Genomic DNA, 17,033 nt, shown 5'->3' on the forward strand with positions numbered 1-17,033 from the left:
ACTGTTGTCTCGCGAAAGGTTTCCGCATGCTCTCCGGGAACGGCCGTCATCGTCGCCCCCGCCAGGCTCCGGCCCTCCTCGTCGCGGCGGGCGTGACCGGATCCGCCATCGCCATCCCGCTCCTGGCGGCGACGGGCGCGAGCGCGGCGACCGGCACCACGTGGGACGCGGTGGCGAAGTGCGAAACGGGCGGCTCCTGGAGCGAGAGCGACGGTGACGGGCACTACGGCGGACTCCAGATCGCCCTGGAGGACTGGGAGAAGTACGGCGGCCTCGACTTCGCCTCGACTCCGGACCAGGCCAGTCGCAACCAGCAGATAGCCGTGGCCGAGGAGATCCTCGCGGACAAGGGTGTCGGCTACTGGTCGACCTGCGGCCTGCTCCACGGCCTCAGCAAGGACTCCGCGGCGGCCGACGTCGACACGGGCGTGGCTGGTGACACGGACTCGGACGCGGCTGACTCATCCGACGAGTCCGGCTCGTCCGGGTCATCCGACTCGTCCGGCTTGTCCGACTCATCCGATTCGAGGGGCGGCTCGTCCGGGAGCGCCTCCACGGGCGCGTCGTCGGCGTCACCCAGCCCGTCCGGCTCCGGCGCCTCGTCTGACGCCCAGTCGGACTCGTCCGATAAGGGTGACAACTCGTCCAAGTCGGGCACATCGCCCGAACCCGAGCCGACTTTCGACGCCTCACAGGATGCCGACAGCTCCTCCATGGACTCGACAAAGCAGGACGACTCGGACAACTCATGGCGGGAAGGCGGCTCTTCGGCCCTCGTCGACACCGGCGCCCTCGGCGCGGGCAAGCACCGCGGTGACAGTGCCGACGAGAGTGCCGGTGAGCGCACCGCGAGCAGTGACACCTCCACCGGCTCCTCCAGTGGCCGGCACGCCGCCCGCGGCGACTCCTACACCGTCCGTGCCGGCGACACACTCGCGTCCATCGCCGACTCCCTTGACCTCCAGGGCGGGTGGCGAGAGCTCTACGCGGAGAACAGGGAGGCGATCGGCGCCGACCCGAGCGTCATCGCTCCCGGTCAGACCCTCTCTCTCGGTGCCGAATCGGGCGAAAACTAGCGGGAGTTCGCGTCACACTTCGCCATCTAATGTCCGGTTTGGCGAAAGTGTGGGATGAGTCTCAGAAGCCCTGATCGTCTTTGAAATTCGGCCGATCGCCTGTCTACGGTCGGGACCGCTCGCCAACACGAGCCCCGGCCGCCGCAACGCCGAATCCTGCCAGTGGCGGCCCGGGAACAGTCGTCGCGTCATGCGCCGTAGGCAGGAGCGGGGGACCCAAGGTAGGCGCCGGGCCCAGCAGTTGCGCTGGATCCGGCTTGGGGTGAAGCCGCGTCCCGGAAGGGATGCGGCCGGGCAACTCAACCGGCCCGAACCCGACAGCTCACCTCGCAGGCGTCGGTGAGGGGATCCATCCATGCTGTTTTCCAGCAAGGGCAAGCACCGTCGTCCGTCCAAGGCCACTCGTGCCATCGCCATCGCCGGTGTCACCGGTGCCGCTGTCGCCGCCCCGCTGATGGCGGCCGGCAACGCCTCCGCCGCCACCGCCTCCGAGTGGGACGCCGTCGCCCAGTGCGAGTCGGGCGGCAACTGGTCCATCAACACCGGCAACGGTTACTACGGCGGTCTGCAGTTCTCCGCCTCCACCTGGGCCGCGTACGGCGGCACGCAGTACGCCGCGCAGGCCAACCAGGCCTCCAAGGCGCAGCAGATCGCCGTCGCCGAGAAGGTCCTCGCCTCCCAGGGCAAGGGCGCCTGGCCGTCCTGCGGTGTGAACCTGTCGAGCTCCGCCTACAACGGCAGCACCGACACCTCGTCGGACAGCGGCTCCGGCAGCTCCGGCAACGGCTCCTCGGAGACCAGCACCCGTTCGTCCGAGCAGCCGGCCTCCCGCTCCTCGGAGCGTCCGGAAGCGAAGAAGACCGTCACCACCCCGACCGGCAAGAAGGTCAAGAAGGGCGACGGCGAGTACAAGGTCGTCACCGGCGACACCCTCAGCTCGATCGCCGAGGAGCGCGACGTCAAGGGCGGCTGGGCGAAGCTGTTCGAGCTGAACAAGGACATCGTCGAGGACGCCAACCTGATCTACCCCGGTCAGCAGCTCCACCTGAAGTGACACGCGGCTTCCAGCTGAACCACAGGCCCCGCACATCCGTGGACTCCATCGTGGAGGCCTCGTGAGGGCCACCCCCGTCCCCACGGGCTCCCCGCTCCGGTGCGTCTTCCCCCGTACGCACCGGGGCGGGGTTTTTTCACGTCCGACACTCCGGGACTCTTTTGTTCCGTTCGGAAACAATTTACTCTCGGTTCTGTCCAACGGGCGGTCGACCGCTGGCCGAACGCCCGGAGCCGGTTAGGCTCGTCTCGCGGAGCCGACCGCGGCTCCGACCAAGGGCCCCCGGCCCCGCGTACCCGCGTCACATCCATAAAGGAGATGCTCGTGCCGTCCATCGACGTCGTCGTAGCCCGGGAAATCCTGGACTCCCGAGGCAACCCCACGGTCGAGGTCGAGGTCGGCCTCGACGACGGCAGCACGGGTCGTGCCGCCGTTCCGTCCGGCGCCTCCACGGGTGCCTTCGAGGCCATCGAGCTTCGTGACGGCGACCCCAACCGCTACCTGGGCAAGGGTGTGGAGAAGGCCGTCCTCGCGGTCATCGAGCAGATCGGCCCGGAGCTCGTCGGCTACGACGCCACCGAGCAGCGCCTGATCGACCAGGCGATGTTCGACCTGGACGCCACCGACAACAAGGGCTCGCTCGGCGCCAACGCCATCCTGGGCGTCTCCCTCGCCGTCGCCCACGCCGCCTCCGAGGCCAGCGACCTGCCGCTGTTCCGCTACCTGGGCGGCCCGAACGCGCACCTGCTGCCCGTTCCGATGATGAACATCCTGAACGGCGGCTCGCACGCCGACTCCAACGTGGACATCCAGGAGTTCATGATCGCCCCCATCGGCGCGGAGTCCTTCTCCGAGGCGCTGCGCTGGGGCGCCGAGGTCTACCACACCCTCAAGAAGGTGCTGAAGACCAAGGGCCTGTCCACCGGCCTCGGTGACGAGGGCGGCTTCGCCCCGAACCTGGAGTCCAACCGCGCCGCCCTCGACCTCATTCTCGAGGCCATCAAGGAGGCCGGCTACACCCCCGGCGAGCAGATCGCCCTCGCGCTCGACGTGGCCGCCTCCGAGTTCTACAAGGACGGCGTCTACACCTTCGAGGGCAAGGAGCGCTCCGCCGCCGACATGACGGAGTACTACGCCGAGCTCGTCGAGGCGTACCCGCTCGTCTCCATCGAGGACCCGCTGTTCGAGGACGACTGGGCCGGCTGGAACGCCATCACCGAGAAGCTGGGCGACAAGGTCCAGATCGTCGGCGACGACCTGTTCGTCACCAACCCGGAGCGCCTGGCCCGCGGCATCGAGGAGGGTTCCGCCAACGCCCTGCTCGTCAAGGTCAACCAGATCGGTTCGCTGACCGAGACCCTGGATGCCGTCGAGATGGCCCAGCGCAACGGCTTCAAGTGCATGATGTCCCACCGCTCCGGCGAGACCGAGGACGTCACCATCGCCGACCTCGCCGTCGCCGTGAACTGCGGCCAGATCAAGACCGGCGCCCCGGCCCGCTCGGACCGCGTCGCCAAGTACAACCAGCTGCTGCGCATCGAGGAGATCCTCGACGACGCCGCGGTGTACGCCGGCCGCAGCGCCTTCCCGCGCTTCAAGGGCTGACGGCACTGACCCAACCAGGGTCAAGCCTTAGCCAGTCGTACGTACGTCCCCGTACTCGGTCCCGTACCGTGTGCGGGGACGTACGCACGTGGAAGGGGAGGCGGAGAGCCGATGGCCGTGAAGGACCGCGACCGTTTCTCCACCGCGACCAGGATCAAGCTGCTCGGCGAGCAGACCGCGGCCCGCGTCTACCGCTCCCAGACCAAACGGCAGGCCCGCCGATCCCGGCTCACCGGCCGGGCCGCGCTCCTGGCCCTGGTCCTGTGCACGCTGATCGTGGCGCTCGCCTATCCCATAAGGCAGTACGTCTCCCAGCGGGCCGAGATCGCCGACGTCCAGCGGCAGCAGGAGCAGGCCGCACAGCGGGTCGAGCAGCTGCGCGACCTCAAGGCGCGCTGGCAGGACGACGCGTACGCGGAGCAGCAGATCCGGCAGCGGCTGCACTATGTGATGCCGGGGGAGACGGGCTTCATCGTCATCGACCCGGACGCGGCCAGGCGGTCCCGCACCGATCTGGGGGCGGCCGACCGCCCCTGGTACGCGAACGTCTGGGACGGCGTCGACAAGTCCGACGCCTCCGACCAGTGAACTGACCGATAGAAAGACAGGCATGCACACGCCCCCGCCGACCACCCCGCGCACCGAGCCCACCGACGCGGACGTCGAGGCCTTCAACCAGCAGCTCGGACGCCCGCCGCGCGGCCTGCGCGCCATCGCGCACCGTTGCCCGTGCGGGCAGCCGGACGTGGTCGAGACGGCCCCCCGTCTCCCCGACGGCACGCCCTTCCCCACGCTGTACTACCTGACGTGCCCGAAGGCGAACTCCGCGATCGGCACCCTCGAGGCGAACGGCGTCATGAAGGAGATGACCGAGCGGCTGGAGAAGGACCCGGAGCTGGCCGCCGCCTACCGCGCCGCCCACGAGGACTACGTCCGGCGCCGCGACGAGATCGAGGAGCTGAAGGGCTTCCCCAGCGCGGGCGGCATGCCGGACCGGGTGAAGTGCCTGCACGTCCTGGTCGCCCACTCCCTGGCCGCCGGCCCCGGCGTCAACCCGCTGGGCGACGAGGCGCTGGAGATGCTGCCGGAGTGGTGGCGCAAGGGCGCGTGCGTGACCCTCACGCAGGAGGACGGTCAGTGACCCGGGTCGCCGCCATCGACTGCGGTACGAACTCCATCCGTCTCCTCGTCGCCGACGCCGACCCGGCGACCGGTGAACTGGTCGACCTGGACCGGCGGATGACGATCGTCCGCCTCGGCCAGGGCGTCGACCGCACCGGGCGGCTCGCCCCCGAGGCGCTGGAGCGGACCTTCGCCGCCTGCCGTGAGTACGCGGCGGTCATCAAGGAGCATGGCGCCGAGCGGCTGCGTTTCGTGGCGACCTCCGCCTCCCGGGACGCGCAGAACCGGGACGAGTTCGTGCGGGGCGTGCTGGACATCCTCGGCGTCGAGCCGGAGGTCATCACCGGCGACCAGGAGGCGGAGTTCTCCTTCACCGGCGCCACCAGGGAACTGACCGGCCGTGACGACCTCGCCAGGCCCTACCTGGTCGTCGACATCGGCGGCGGTTCGACCGAGTTCGTCGTCGGCGACGACGGGGTGCGCGCGGCGCGCTCGGTCGACGTCGGCTGCGTCCGGATGACCGAGAGGCACCTGGTGCGCGACGGGGTGGTGAGCGACCCGCCGTCCGAGGAGCAGATCGCGGCCATGCGGGCCGACATCGAGGCGGCCCTCGACCTCGCCGAGCAGACGGTCCCGCTGCGGGAGGCGCACACCCTGGTGGGCCTGGCCGGCTCGGTGACCACGGTCTCGGCGATCGCCCTGGACCTGGCCGAGTACGACTCCGCGGCCATCCACCACTCCCGTGTCTCCCACGACCGGGTCCGCGAGATCACCGACCGGCTCCTGCGCTCCACCCACGCCGAACGCGCGACGATCCCGTCGATGCACCCGGGCCGTGTGGACGTGATCGGGGCGGGCGCCCTCGTGCTGCTGTCGATCATGGAGCGGATCGGCGCGGCGGAGGTCGTCGTGAGCGAGCACGACATCCTCGACGGGATCGCGTGGAGCGTGGCGGGAGAGCGCGCGTAACACCGTCGGCGATCTCCGCCCGCCCCCTGCGGGACTCTGCTGAGCAGGGCGGACGCCCGTTTGAGCATGATCGAGAGGCCTTCGCGGGCCTCTCGGCAACACCCCGTCGGAAAAGTTCGTGAAGTTCTTCACAAGGAATTCGGCCCTGTCGGAGGACGAACGCGTCCCGGTTGACCCTTCCGGGGGCCCAGCACCCCTGTGAACGTGTTCAAAAGAGGTGAGCGCGGACGTTGCGCGAGGGTGCCGCAAGGGTGTGTCGCGGGCGCCTCACGAGGGCGCCCAGAGTGCAGAGAGGCAGCTCACGCGGCATTGACAACGCCCCGCCCTACACGCTGGTTCCCGCTCCGCGCCATGACGTGGATCACGCGAGCGGCGGAGGATAGCACACACCCCGAGGATGCTTGTGAAGGGGCGCACGAGCGACCCCCCTGAGGCGGGTGGATACTCGATGGCATGAGCACCACGGAGCGTCCCAGGATCCTCGTAGTAGGCGGTGGGTACGTAGGCCTGTACGCAGCTCGGCGCATCATGAAGAAGATGCGCTACGGCGAGGCGACCGTCACGGTCGTCGACCCCCGGTCGTACATGACCTACCAGCCCTTCCTCCCCGAAACCGCCGCCGGCAACATCTCCCCGCGCCATGTCGTCGTCCCGCTGCGACGCGTGCTGCCCAAGGCGGAGGTTCTGACCGGCCGGGTCACCACCATCGACCAGGACCGCAAGGTCGCCACCGTCGCCCCGCTGGTCGGCGAGGCGTACGAGCTGCCCTTCGACTACCTGGTCATCGCGCTCGGCGCGGTCTCCCGCACCTTCCCGATCCCCGGCCTCGCCGAGCAGGGCATCGGTATGAAGGGCATCGAGGAGGCCATCGGCCTGCGCAACCACGTCCTCGAGCAGCTCGACAAGGCCGACTCCACGAACGACGAGGACATCCGCCGCAAGGCGCTCACCTTCGTCTTCGTCGGCGGTGGCTTCGCGGGTGCGGAGACCATCGGCGAGGTCGAGGACATGGCCCGCGACGCGGCCAAGTACTACAGCAACGTCTCCCGCGAGGACATGCGGTTCATCCTCGTCGACGCCGCCGACAAGATCCTGCCCGAGGTCGGCCCCAAGCTCGGCCTGTACGGCAAGGAGCACCTGGAGAGCCGGGGCGTGGAGATCTACCTCTCCACCTCCATGGACTCCTGCGTCGACGGCCACGTGGTGCTGAAGAACGGCCTCGAGGTCGACTCCAGCACCATCGTGTGGACGGCCGGCGTCAAGCCGAACCCGGTCCTCGCCCGCTACGGCCTCCCGCTGGGCCCGCGCGGCCACGTGGACACCCAGGCCACGCTCCAGGTGCAGGGCACCGACTACATCTGGGCCGCCGGCGACAACGCCCAGGTCCCGGACCTCGTCGGCCGCAAGGCCGGCAACGAGAACGCCTGGTGCCCGCCGAACGCGCAGCACGCGCTCCGTCAGGCCAAGGTGCTCGGCGACAACGTGATCTCCGGTATGCGGGGCTTCCCGCAGAAGGAGTACAGCCACGGCAACAAGGGCGCCGTCGCGGGTCTCGGCCTGCACAAGGGCGTCGCGATGATCGTCATGGGCAAGATGAAGATCAAGCTCAAGGGCCGTCTCGCCTGGTACATGCACCGTGGCTACCACGGTCTCGCGATGCCGACCTGGAACCGCAAGGTCCGCGTCTTCGCCGACTGGACCCTCGGCATGTTCCTCAAGCGCGAGGTCGTCTCCCTCGGCGCGATGGAGCACCCGCGCGAGGAGTTCTACGAGGCCGCCAAGCCGGCCCCGATCGCTCCGGCCAAGGCCGAGGAGAAGCCCAAGGTCGAACAGGCCAAGGCCTCCTGACCTCCGGTCACTGATCCACCCGAAGGACCTCCCGCCATCCGTGGTGCGGGAGGTCCTTCGGCGTTTCCCGAGGCAAGGCCTGTGGTGCGTACACGCGTTTTGCCCAGCCGTAACGCGAACGAGGGACTGCGGTCCGGCCCCGCAGGTGTTTACGTGGATGTCGGACATTCCGGGATCCCCCGTCATGGAGGTGTACGCCATGGCAGACGCCGCGTTGCGGCTGAAGAGCCTCGTCGAACAGTTGTTGGGTGTGCCGCTTCGGGTGCGCGTTCGCGCCTGGGACGGTTCGGAGGCGGGGCCGCCGGGCGCGCCGACCCTCGTGGTGCGCAACCGGCGGGCCGTGCGCCGGCTGCTGTGGAAGCCGGGCAGGCTGGGCCTGGCCCGTGCCTGGGTGGCCGGGGACCTGGACATCGAGGGGGACCTCTACGCCGCACTCGACCGGGTGTCCGGCCTGGTCTGGGAGCGCGACGAGGACGCCCCCGGGCTCACCCGGACGCTGCGCGACCCGCAGGTGCGGGCCGCCGTCCGGGGGCTCGTCGCCCTCGCCGGGCCCCCGCTGCCGCCCGCCCCGCCCCGTGAGGAGATCCGCAGACCACGGCGCCATCTGCACACCAGGCGCACCGACCGGCGCGCCATCAGCCACCACTACGACGTCGGCAACGACTTCTACGAGATCGTCCTCGGGCCGAGCATGGTGTACTCCTGCGCATACTGGCCGGCCCCCGACGCCACCCTCGAGAACGCCCAGCACGACAAGCTCGAACTCATCTGCCGCAAGCTCGGCCTGACGCCCGGTCAGCGCCTTCTGGACGTCGGCTGCGGCTGGGGTTCGATGGCCATCCACGCCGCCCGCGAGCACGGGGTCGGCGTCGTCGGCATCACCCTCTCCCACGAGCAGGCCGCGTACGCCCGTAAGCGCGTCGCCGGCGAGGGGCTCACCGACCGGGTCGAGATCCGCGTACAGGACTACCGGGACGTGGCCGACGGGCCGTACGACGCGATCTCCTCCGTGGGGATGGCAGAGCACGTCGGCGCGGACCGGTACCTGGAGTACGCCGAGGATCTCTTCCGGCTGCTGAGGCCGGGCGGACGGCTGCTCAACCACCAGATCGCGCGTCGGCCGCACCGGGACGAATCGGCCTACTCCGTCGACGAGTTCATCGACTCCTATGTCTTCCCCGACGGCGAACTCGCCCCCGTCGGCACCACCGTCACCCAGCTCGAACGCGCCGGGTTCGAGGTGCGGGACGTCGAGTCGATCCGCGAGCACTACGCCCTCACCCTGCGCCGCTGGGTGACCAACCTGGAGGCCGACTGGCCGCAGGCCGTGCGCGTCGCCGGTGCCGGGCGGGCCCGCGTGTGGCTGCTGTACATGGCCGCGTCCGCGCTCGCCTTCGAACACAACCGCATCGGCGTCAACCAGGTGCTCGCCGTGCGCGCCCCCGAGTCCGGTGTCTCGGGGCTGCCCCTGCGTTCCCGTACCTGGAACTGAACACGACGGGGCCCCGCCCGCGGAAGCGGAACGGGGCCCCGACCGCCGTACGGCTACTCGGACTTGATGGCCGCCAGCATGTTCAGGCGCCCCGCCCGACGGGCCGGCCACAGCGCCGCAAGGACGCCCACCGTCGCCGCCAGGAGCAGGAAGATGGCCATCCGGGCCCACGGCAGGACCAGCTCGTACGTCGCCAGGGTCGATCCGAGCAGTTCGCCCGCCGCCCAGCCGAAGAACACGCCCAGGCCGATTCCGAGGACCCCGCCGAAGAGGCAGATGACCAGGGACTCCAGGCGGACCATCCGCTTGACGCCCCTGCGGTCCAGGCCGATCGCGCGGAGCATCCCGATCTCCTGGGAACGTTCGAAGACCGACATGGCCAGGGTGTTGATGACACCGAGGACGGCGACCAGGACGGCCATCGCGAGCAGACCGTAGAGCATGTTCAGCATCAGCGTGAACATCTGCGCGATGTCGTTGGAGAGGTCCTTCTTGTCCTGGACCTTGATGGCCGGGTTGGAGCCGAGTGCCTTCTCCAGCTTGTCCTTGGTCGCGCCGGAGGCGCCGTCGGACGTCTTGACCATCACCTGCATGTCGGCGGGGTCGGTCTGGTGCGGGGAGAGCGTGGCGAGGTCCAGCATGATGCCCTGGATCATCTCGTTGCCCTCGTACACCCCGGCGACGGTGAGCTTCTGCTTCTTTCCGTCCTCGTAGGCGACGGTGAAGCTCGAACCGGCCTTCCAGCCATGCGACTCGGCCGTCCGGTCGTCCACGACGACCTGGGTGCCGCCCACCTTGAAGGAACCGCTGTCCACCTTGAGGTCGGTCAGCTCGCCGATCGTGCTGCCCGTGACGCCGGTGAGGTACTCGGTCTCGCCGCCGATGCGGGAGGGCGCGTTGCGCAGCGGGCTGGTGGCGGTGACGTCGTCGATCCGCCCCAGCTTCCTCGCGACGTCCGGGGACAGCTGGTTGCCGTTGGCCATGGAGACCACGTAGTCCGCCCGGATCGCCGACGAGGCCATCTTGTCGATCGACTTCTGCAGGCTGCCCGCCATCACCGTCATGCCGGTGATCAGGGTGAGGCCGATCATCAGCGCCGAGGCGGTGGCCGCCGTGCGGCGCGGGTTGCGCACCGAGTTCTGGCGGGCCAGCTTGCCCGAGACGCCGAAGACGCGCAGGACCGGCGCCGCGGCCGCGATCAGCGGGCGGGACAGCAGCGGGGTCAGGACGAACACGCCGATGATCAGCAGGACCGCGCCGAGACCCATGGGAGCCTGGCCGTCCGAGCCGGACATCGTCGTCGCCGCGAGGACCACCGCGACGCCCGCCGCCGAGAACAGCGCGCCCAGCGTGTTGCGCAGCACCAGCGATTTGGTGGTCGCCTGTGCGTGCACGCTGCTCATCGCCGCCACCGGCGGGATCTTCGCCGCCCGGCGGCCCGGCAGCCAGGCCGCCAGCATGGTGACGAGGACACCGACCGCGAGGGCCGCCAGGACCGTACCGGGGGTGATGACCAGGGGCCCGTCCGGGACGGTCGCGCCGAGCGTGCCCATCAGCGACCGCAGCCCCGCACCGATGCCGACACCGGCGGCGAGGCCGGTCACCGCGGCGACCACGCCGACCACGAACGCCTCGATGAGGACGGAGCGGGTGACCTGCCGGCGCGAGGCGCCCACGGCCCGCAGCAGGGCCAGTTCCTTGGTGCGCTGGGCGACCAGCATGGTGAAGGTGTTGGCGATGATGAACGTGCCGACGAAGAGCGCGATGCCCGCGAAGACCAGCAGTCCCTGCTTCAGGCCGGACATCGAGGCGGAGATCGCCTCCGCCTGGCTGTCGGCCAGTTCCTGTCCGGTCGTGGTCTCGACGGTGTCCTTCGGCAGGGCCTTGTCCAGTTCGGCCTTCAGCGCCGACTGGCTGACGCCCGCCTTCGCCTTGACGTCGATCTGGTCGTACGTGCCCGGCTTGCCGAACAGCTGCTGGGCCGCCGCCGTGTCGAAGAGGGCGAGGCTGCCACCGGCGGCGACGTTGCCGTCGTCGGTGCTGAAGATGCCGGTGATCTTCGGGTCGAGGACCGGCCCGTCCACCGACAGCCGTACGGTGTCGCCGACCTCGTACCCGGCCCGCTTCGCGGTCTGCGAGTCGATGAGGACCTCGCCCTCGCCGCTGGGCGCGTGCCCGCTGACGAGCGGATACCGGGGGTCCTCGGCGCCCCAGTAGTTGCCGCCCTGGGACTGGAAGCCGCCGCCGATCAGCTTGCCGTCCTTGTCGGCGATGGCGGTGAAGCCGTTGACGACGCCGATGGCGGAGGCGGCCCCCGGCACCTTCGCGCTCTCGTCGAGCAGCGCCTGGGTCAGCTCGGCCCGCTTGCCGACGGTGTCGCCCTTGTCCTCCTGGAGTTCGGCCTCCACGGCCACGTCGACCTGGTCGAAGCCCTTGGCCGAACTCTTCTGGTAGGCCTGGGAGATGGTGTTAGTGAAGACCAGCGTGCCGGACACGAACGCGACGCCGAGCATTACGGCGAGCACGGTCATGAGCAGCCTGGCCTTGTGCGCGAAGACGTTGCGCAGGGCGGTGCGGAACATCAGCTGGTACGGCCCTTCGCGTCGAACTGCTTCATGCGGTCGAGTACCGATTCGGCCGTCGGGCCGTGCACCTCGTCGACGATCCGGCCGTCCGCCAGGAACACCACCCGGTCCGCGTACGCCGCCGCCACCGGGTCGTGGGTCACCATCACCACGGTCTGCCCGAGCTCCCGTACGGAGTTGCGCAGGAAGCCCAGCACCTCGGCGCCTGAGCGGGAGTCGAGGTTTCCGGTCGGCTCGTCGCCGAAGATGATGTCGGGCTTGGAGGCGAGGGCGCGGGCCACGGCGACGCGCTGCTGCTGGCCGCCGGACAGCTGGGAGGGACGGTGGCCGAGCCGGTCGGCGAGGCCCACCATCGCGATGACGGAGTCCAGCCACTGCTTGTCCGCCTTGCGGCCCGCGATGTCCATCGGGAGGGTGATGTTCTCCAGGGCCGTCAGGGTCGGCAGCAGGTTGAACGCCTGGAAGATGAAGCCGATCTTGTCCCGGCGCAGCCTGGTCAGCTGCTTGTCCTTCAGGGAGCCCAACTCGGTCTCGCCGATGCGCACCGAACCGGAGGAGAAGGTGTCCAGGCCCGCCACGCAGTGCATCAGCGTGGACTTGCCGGAACCGGACGGGCCCATGATCGCGGTGAACTCGGCCTGCCGGAAGTCGACGGAGACCCGGTCGAGGGCGACCACCTGGGTCTCGCCCTGTCCGTAGATCTTCGACAGATCCGTGGCACGCGCGGCCACGGCGGTGGCCCGGCCGGCGATGGATGCGGTGGTCACGAGAAGGCACTCCAGGAGGACGAGGATGTGTCGGAGGGACGTCATCCATCGTCCGGCCCGCGAGCTGCCGTGTAGTCAGCCGTTGTTCCGGTTCCGAAGGCAGCCTCGGGTCGGACCACACCGAGCGGTGTCATACCTGGGGATGACGGCCACCCCTCATACCTGCCTCATACCTGCCCCGCGCGCCACCGTGCAGAGAACAGGTGGAGCCCCCTCGTTCGGGCGGTGAAATTCCGTCATTCCGCATACGCGGCCCGGGGCCGCGCGTAAGGCTGTTGGCAAGTGCGGACGGCCTGTTCCGTGGGCTGATGCACCCTCAGACGTCAATAGAATAAGACAACATCGGTCCGCTCTTCCGCTGTTCGGGGGACGGGTCCCGATAGGCTCGGAACCTCGTTGCGGAGCCCATGGCCTGCCCGGATGGTGGAATGCAGACACGGCGAGCTTAAACCTCGCTGCCCCTTCGCGGGCGTGCCGGTTCAAGTCCGGCTCCGGGCACTTCCGACACCTGCACCCTCCATTGAAGACTTCAACCGCATGACCGTTGACAGCGGGCGTATGCCGTCGGAGACTCACGTCAGGAAGTTGGTGAAGAAAACTTCACCACGCGAACGCCGTGACGCACACGCGAACAGAGAGGCGGGGTCGATGCGCACCACCGTCGGCATCATCGGAGCGGGCCCCTCGGGACTCCTCCTCGCCCGGCTGCTGCACAACGCCGGCATCGACTCGGTCGTCCTGGAGAGCCGCGACCGCTCCTACGTCGAGCAGCGACAGCGGGCCGGAATCCTCGAACAGGGCACGGTGGACGTGCTGCGCGCGGCCGGCGCAGGGGACCGCATGGACCGCGAGGGCCTGCGCCACGACGGCATCGAGCTGCGGTACGCCAGGCAGCGCCACCGCGTCGACTTCCCCGCCCTCACCGGCGGCCGGTCCGTGATGGTCTACGCCCAGACGGAGGTGTGCAAGGACCTCATCGCGCTCCAGCTCAAGGAGGGGGGCCCGCTGCTGTTCGAGGCGGAGGCGCTGGCCGTCGAGGGCGCCGACACCGACAGCCCGCGCGTCCGCTTCCGGCACGAGGGGGTCGAGGACGTCCTGGAGTGCGACTACGTCGTCGGCTGCGACGGCTTCTGGGGAGTCGCCCGGCAGGCGATACCCGCCGAGCTGACCCGCATCTTCGAACGGACGTACCCCTTCGGGTGGCTCGGCATCCTCGCCGACGTCCCGCCCTCCCACGACGAGCTGGTCTACGCCCACCACGACCGCGGTTTCGCCCTGCTGTCCATGCGCTCCCCGTCCGTCTCGCGTCTCTACCTCCAGGTGCCCGAGGGCACCGACGCCGAGGCGTGGAGCGACGACGACATCTGGGCGGAGCTGGAGCGGCGCTTCGAGACCGCCGACGGCTGGCGCCTGGAGCGCGGCCCGATCACCCAGAAGTCGGTCACCCCGATGCGCTCCCACGTCCACGAGCCCATGCGGCACGGCCGCCTCTTCCTGGCCGGGGACGCGGCCCACATCGTGCCGCCCACCGGCGCCAAGGGCCTCAACCTCGCCGTCGGGGACGTCGTCACCTTCGCCCGGGCCCTGACGCACGAGCGGCAGACCGGTTCGGCGGAACTGCTCGACGCGTACTCGCCGACCTGTCTGCGCCGCGTCTGGCAGGCCGAGCGCTTCTCCTACGACATGACGACCCTGCTGCACCGCGCCCCCGACGCCACCCCCTTCGAGGACCGCCTCCGGCTGGCCCGGCTGGAGCGGCTGGCGTCCTCCCGGGCCGCCGAGACCGAGCTCGCCGAGGCGTACACGGGGTTCCCGTTCTGAGCCGCCCCTCCGTGGCCGGGAATCGCCGGGCCGCGTAGCGTGTTGCGGAACACGACGAGGGAAAGATCCTCCCCAAGCACTAGGGTCATTCCTTTGCCTACCTATTACTCTTGAGCCAAGGCCCACACAGGGTGGCCATGGAGGAGTGAAATGAGGAGCAGCAACCCGGTCTTCTCGCGACGGGGGTTCAGCCGCGACAACGGCTACGCGGGCTTCAACACCGCGCCGCAGGCCGGGGGCGCCGCTGTAGGCACGCAGGCCAACCCGTACGCGCAGCCGCAGGCCGGCAACCCGTACGCGCAGAACCCTTACGCGCAGCAGGACCTACAGCAGGGCGCACCGCCCCAGGCCCCGGTCACCACCGGCCGGATGACGATCGACGACGTCATCCTGCGCACCGGCACCACGCTCGGCGTCCTGATCGTCACGGCCGCGCTCGCCTGGGCGCTGCTGCCGGTCGACGACGCGAACATCGGCCGGTCCTACGGCATCGGTATCGGTGCCGCGCTGATCGGCATGGTCCTGGCCTTCGTACAGTCCTTCAAGCGCAAGGCCTCGCCCGCGCTGATCCTGACGTACGCGGCCTTCGAGGGCGTCTTCCTCGGCGTCCTGTCCAACATCGTCGACAGCCGCATCGCCGACGGCGCGGCCATGCAGGCCGTCATCGGCACCATGGCGGTCTTCGCCGGTGTGCTGGTGGCGTACAAGGCCGGCTGGATCCGCGTCAACCGCCGGTTCTACGGCTTCGTGATGGCGGCCGCGCTCGGCTTCGTCCTGCTGATGATGGTGAACCTGCTGTTCGCCGTCTTCGGCGGCGGTGACGGCCTCGGCTTCCGCAGCGGCCCGCTCGGCGTCATCTTCGGCGTCGTCGGCATCCTGCTCGGCGCCTGCTTCCTCGCCCTGGACTTCAAGCAGGTCGAGGACGGCGTCGCGTACGGCGCGCCCCGCGAGGAGGCGTGGCTGGCGGCCTTCGGGCTGACGCTGACGCTGGTGTGGATCTACATGGAGTTCCTGAGGATCATCGCGATCCTCAACAGCAGCGACTGACACCCGCCGCGGTAGTCGCGAAGGGGCCCCGGGTCACGACCCGGGGCCCCTTCGTCGTGTCGTGGTGCGCGCCTAGGCGAATTTGCGCGCCGCCCTCCTCAGGTCGTACTCGTGGATGATCGCCTTCGCGTGGCCGTACGCGAGGTTGTGTTCGTGGCGGAGCCAGCTGACCTTCTCCTCGAAGCGGAAGAGTGAGGGGCCTTCTTCGACGGTGCGGAGCCAGTCGGAGACTTCACGACCGGTGCAGTGGGGGATACGGGCGAGCATGTTGCGGTGGGTCTCCTCGGAGAGGACGTGGGACATCGGCGCCTCCGGACGCAAAAGGGATGTAAGCCGGTCCTTCAGGTCACCGTGCCTGAGCGTTCGCCCGTTGGCAACAGTCTCGGTGCGACGCGTAGGCTCGCGCCGTGGTGGATACGACGCGTCTGACCCAAGCGGTGGATCACTTTGCCGATCGTCTTCGGGCGGCGCCGCAGAGCCGGTTGCAACGAGGGGCCGCCGCCGAGGCACTGGGGCTGGCGAGGGAGTTCGCCCGCAGGACCCAGCTCGTGGAGGCGCCGGAGGCCGAACCCCGTCAGATGCCGGACGCCGGGATGTTCGCCGCGGCCGACCAGATCACCGTGGCCGTGCACGACCTGGCCCTCGTCCTCACGGACGAGGGCCAGGTCGACGAAGCGGTGCAGCTGGTGGAGGAGGCGCAGAAGCGGGCCGGTGTGTGACCCGCCGGGCCCGGCCTGACGAACCCTAGAGGGACGCGATGACCCGGTCCGCCAGGATGTAGACGTTCTCCTCGCCGCACGCGAAGGTCAGCGTGTAGGCGCCGGAGATGCCCGAACCGCCCAGCAGGGTCGGGGTCTCGCCGGCGTTCAGGGCCGCGGCCAGGCGCTCCGCGGTCTCCCGGTGGCCGGGCGTCATGCACAGGGTGGTGCCGTCGGCGAAGACGTAGACGTCCAGGGTGCCGAGCGGCCCCGGGCGGACGTCGGCCAGCTCGACCTGGGACGCGGCCAGTTCCTCCAGCGTGGCGACCGTGCGCTCGTGGTCGTTCACGACGGGTGACGCGACCGGTACGAAGTCCGGGTGCGAGGGGTGGCGGCGGCGGGCCGCGGCCAGCTCGGCGGACTCCCCGGCGAACTCGTCGGCGTCCACGCCGGACTCGGTGACCGGCTCCAGCGGCTCCAGGCCCACGAAATCGGCCTGCCGGGGCAGGAACAGCTCGCTGTCGGGCAGACCCAGCAGCGAGGGCGCGTCGGAGGCGTCACGCGCCTCCTGGGCGGCCCAGAAGGCCCGCGCCTCGGCGAGCTCGCGCTCCCGTTCCTCGGCCAGGGCCTCGGAGACGGCGGCGCGTATCTCGTCGACGTCGGCCGAGTGGCGGGCGGCCGGCACGAGACCCCGCGCGGCGGTGGCGTTGCCCTCGGCGATCTCGGCGTGCAGGGCGGCGACCTGTCGGCGCAGCACCATGAGGGTGCGCAGGACGGCGACGCCCACGGCGCCCGTGGCGGCCGTGGTGACCAACAAGGCGATCGGCATGGCGCTCACTGACGTACTCCCGGTTCAAAGTCGACCCCCGACTTCCTACATCAGCTTGAAGGGCGGACTATCCCGCTGTCAGTGCGTAACGTCACGAATCGGACAGGGCTTTGGGCTCGG

15 protein-coding genes, 1 tRNA gene and 1 riboswitch are annotated in these 17,033 nt (G+C 69.8%); of the genes, 12 read left to right on the forward strand and 4 right to left on the reverse strand.

The genetic code is table 11. From position 1 onward, the window contains the following. Window positions 1-26: 26 nt before the first annotated feature. From AQJ84_RS20890 to AQJ84_RS20925, 8 genes are all read left to right on the forward strand, one after another. The gene (locus AQJ84_RS20890) at window positions 27-1,076 is read left to right on the forward strand and encodes a LysM peptidoglycan-binding domain-containing protein (RefSeq protein WP_053191344.1); all 1,050 of its coding nucleotides are present in this window, start codon (window positions 27-29) and stop codon (window positions 1,074-1,076) included. Window positions 1,077-1,259: 183 nt separating this feature from the next. Beyond that, window positions 1,260-1,427, forward strand: a riboswitch (cyclic di-AMP (ydaO/yuaA leader). Window positions 1,428-1,431: 4 nt separating this feature from the next. Further along, complete coding sequence (locus AQJ84_RS20895) at window positions 1,432-2,130, forward strand: LysM peptidoglycan-binding domain-containing protein (protein ID WP_030040948.1); 699 nt, start codon at window positions 1,432-1,434, stop codon at window positions 2,128-2,130. Window positions 2,131-2,454: 324 nt separating this feature from the next. Then, window positions 2,455-3,735 carry a phosphopyruvate hydratase gene (eno, locus tag AQJ84_RS20900; protein ID WP_030040947.1) on the forward strand — a complete coding sequence of 427 codons (1,281 nt, stop codon included), beginning with the start codon at window positions 2,455-2,457 and terminating at the stop codon, window positions 3,733-3,735. 111 nt (window positions 3,736-3,846) lie between these two features. Next, window positions 3,847-4,323, forward strand: a complete 477-nt coding sequence (locus AQJ84_RS20905; protein ID WP_030040946.1) for an FtsB family cell division protein — start codon at window positions 3,847-3,849, stop codon at window positions 4,321-4,323. A 22-nt stretch (window positions 4,324-4,345) separates the two neighbouring features. Then, on the forward strand, window positions 4,346-4,876 hold the full coding sequence (locus tag AQJ84_RS20910) for a DUF501 domain-containing protein (protein WP_030040945.1): 531 nt from the start codon (window positions 4,346-4,348) through the stop codon (window positions 4,874-4,876). Continuing rightward, window positions 4,873-5,826, forward strand: coding sequence for a Ppx/GppA phosphatase family protein (locus tag AQJ84_RS20915; protein WP_030040944.1), 954 nt, complete (start codon window positions 4,873-4,875; stop codon window positions 5,824-5,826). Before AQJ84_RS20910 ends, AQJ84_RS20915 begins: the two co-directional genes overlap by 4 nt. 453 nt (window positions 5,827-6,279) lie before the next feature. Further along, on the forward strand, window positions 6,280-7,674 hold the full coding sequence (locus AQJ84_RS20920) for an NAD(P)/FAD-dependent oxidoreductase (protein ID WP_037803026.1): 1,395 nt from the start codon (window positions 6,280-6,282) through the stop codon (window positions 7,672-7,674). A 199-nt stretch (window positions 7,675-7,873) separates the two neighbouring features. Next, entirely contained in the window at window positions 7,874-9,166 is a 1,293-nt protein-coding gene (locus AQJ84_RS20925) for a class I SAM-dependent methyltransferase (protein WP_030040942.1), read from the forward strand. 53 nt (window positions 9,167-9,219) lie between these two features. Here AQJ84_RS20925 and AQJ84_RS20930 read toward each other — a convergent pair whose 3' ends face one another. Both AQJ84_RS20930 and AQJ84_RS20935 read right to left on the reverse strand, forming a co-directional pair. After that, entirely contained in the window at window positions 9,220-11,748 is a 2,529-nt protein-coding gene (locus tag AQJ84_RS20930) for an ABC transporter permease (RefSeq protein WP_053191346.1), read from the reverse strand. After that, the gene (locus AQJ84_RS20935; protein WP_030040940.1) at window positions 11,748-12,518 is read right to left on the reverse strand and encodes an ABC transporter ATP-binding protein; all 771 of its coding nucleotides are present in this window, start codon (window positions 12,516-12,518) and stop codon (window positions 11,748-11,750) included. The genes AQJ84_RS20930 and AQJ84_RS20935 overlap by 1 nt, the downstream gene beginning before the upstream one ends. A 414-nt stretch (window positions 12,519-12,932) precedes the next feature. Between AQJ84_RS20935 and AQJ84_RS20940 the strand changes: the two genes are divergently transcribed. From AQJ84_RS20940 to AQJ84_RS20950, 3 genes are all read left to right on the forward strand, one after another. Next, window positions 12,933-13,016 (forward strand) — tRNA-Leu (locus AQJ84_RS20940). 150 nt (window positions 13,017-13,166) lie between these two features. Next, on the forward strand, window positions 13,167-14,339 hold the full coding sequence (locus AQJ84_RS20945) for a 4-hydroxybenzoate 3-monooxygenase (RefSeq protein WP_030040939.1): 1,173 nt from the start codon (window positions 13,167-13,169) through the stop codon (window positions 14,337-14,339). A gap of 150 nt (window positions 14,340-14,489) precedes the next feature. Beyond that, the gene (locus AQJ84_RS20950) at window positions 14,490-15,386 is read left to right on the forward strand and encodes a Bax inhibitor-1/YccA family protein (protein ID WP_030040938.1); all 897 of its coding nucleotides are present in this window, start codon (window positions 14,490-14,492) and stop codon (window positions 15,384-15,386) included. Window positions 15,387-15,458: 72 nt separating this feature from the next. On the opposite strand, the gene AQJ84_RS20955 is transcribed toward AQJ84_RS20950, so the two are convergent. Beyond that, the gene (locus AQJ84_RS20955; RefSeq protein WP_030040937.1) at window positions 15,459-15,689 is read right to left on the reverse strand and encodes a DUF4287 domain-containing protein; all 231 of its coding nucleotides are present in this window, start codon (window positions 15,687-15,689) and stop codon (window positions 15,459-15,461) included. Between the two features lie 134 nt (window positions 15,690-15,823). On the opposite strand from AQJ84_RS20955, the gene AQJ84_RS20960 reads away from it, so the two are divergent. After that, window positions 15,824-16,105: a hypothetical protein gene (locus tag AQJ84_RS20960; RefSeq protein WP_030040936.1), complete on the forward strand. Its 282-nt coding sequence runs from the start codon at window positions 15,824-15,826 to the stop codon at window positions 16,103-16,105. Window positions 16,106-16,130: 25 nt separating this feature from the next. Here the strand turns inward: AQJ84_RS20960 and AQJ84_RS20965 are convergent, their stop codons facing one another. After that, complete coding sequence (locus AQJ84_RS20965) at window positions 16,131-16,913, reverse strand: hypothetical protein (RefSeq protein ID WP_030040935.1); 783 nt, start codon at window positions 16,911-16,913, stop codon at window positions 16,131-16,133. Window positions 16,914-17,033 lie beyond the last annotated feature (120 nt).

This window comes from Streptomyces resistomycificus, from assembly GCF_001514265.1.
Taxonomy (GTDB): domain Bacteria; phylum Actinomycetota; class Actinomycetes; order Streptomycetales; family Streptomycetaceae; genus Streptomyces; species Streptomyces resistomycificus.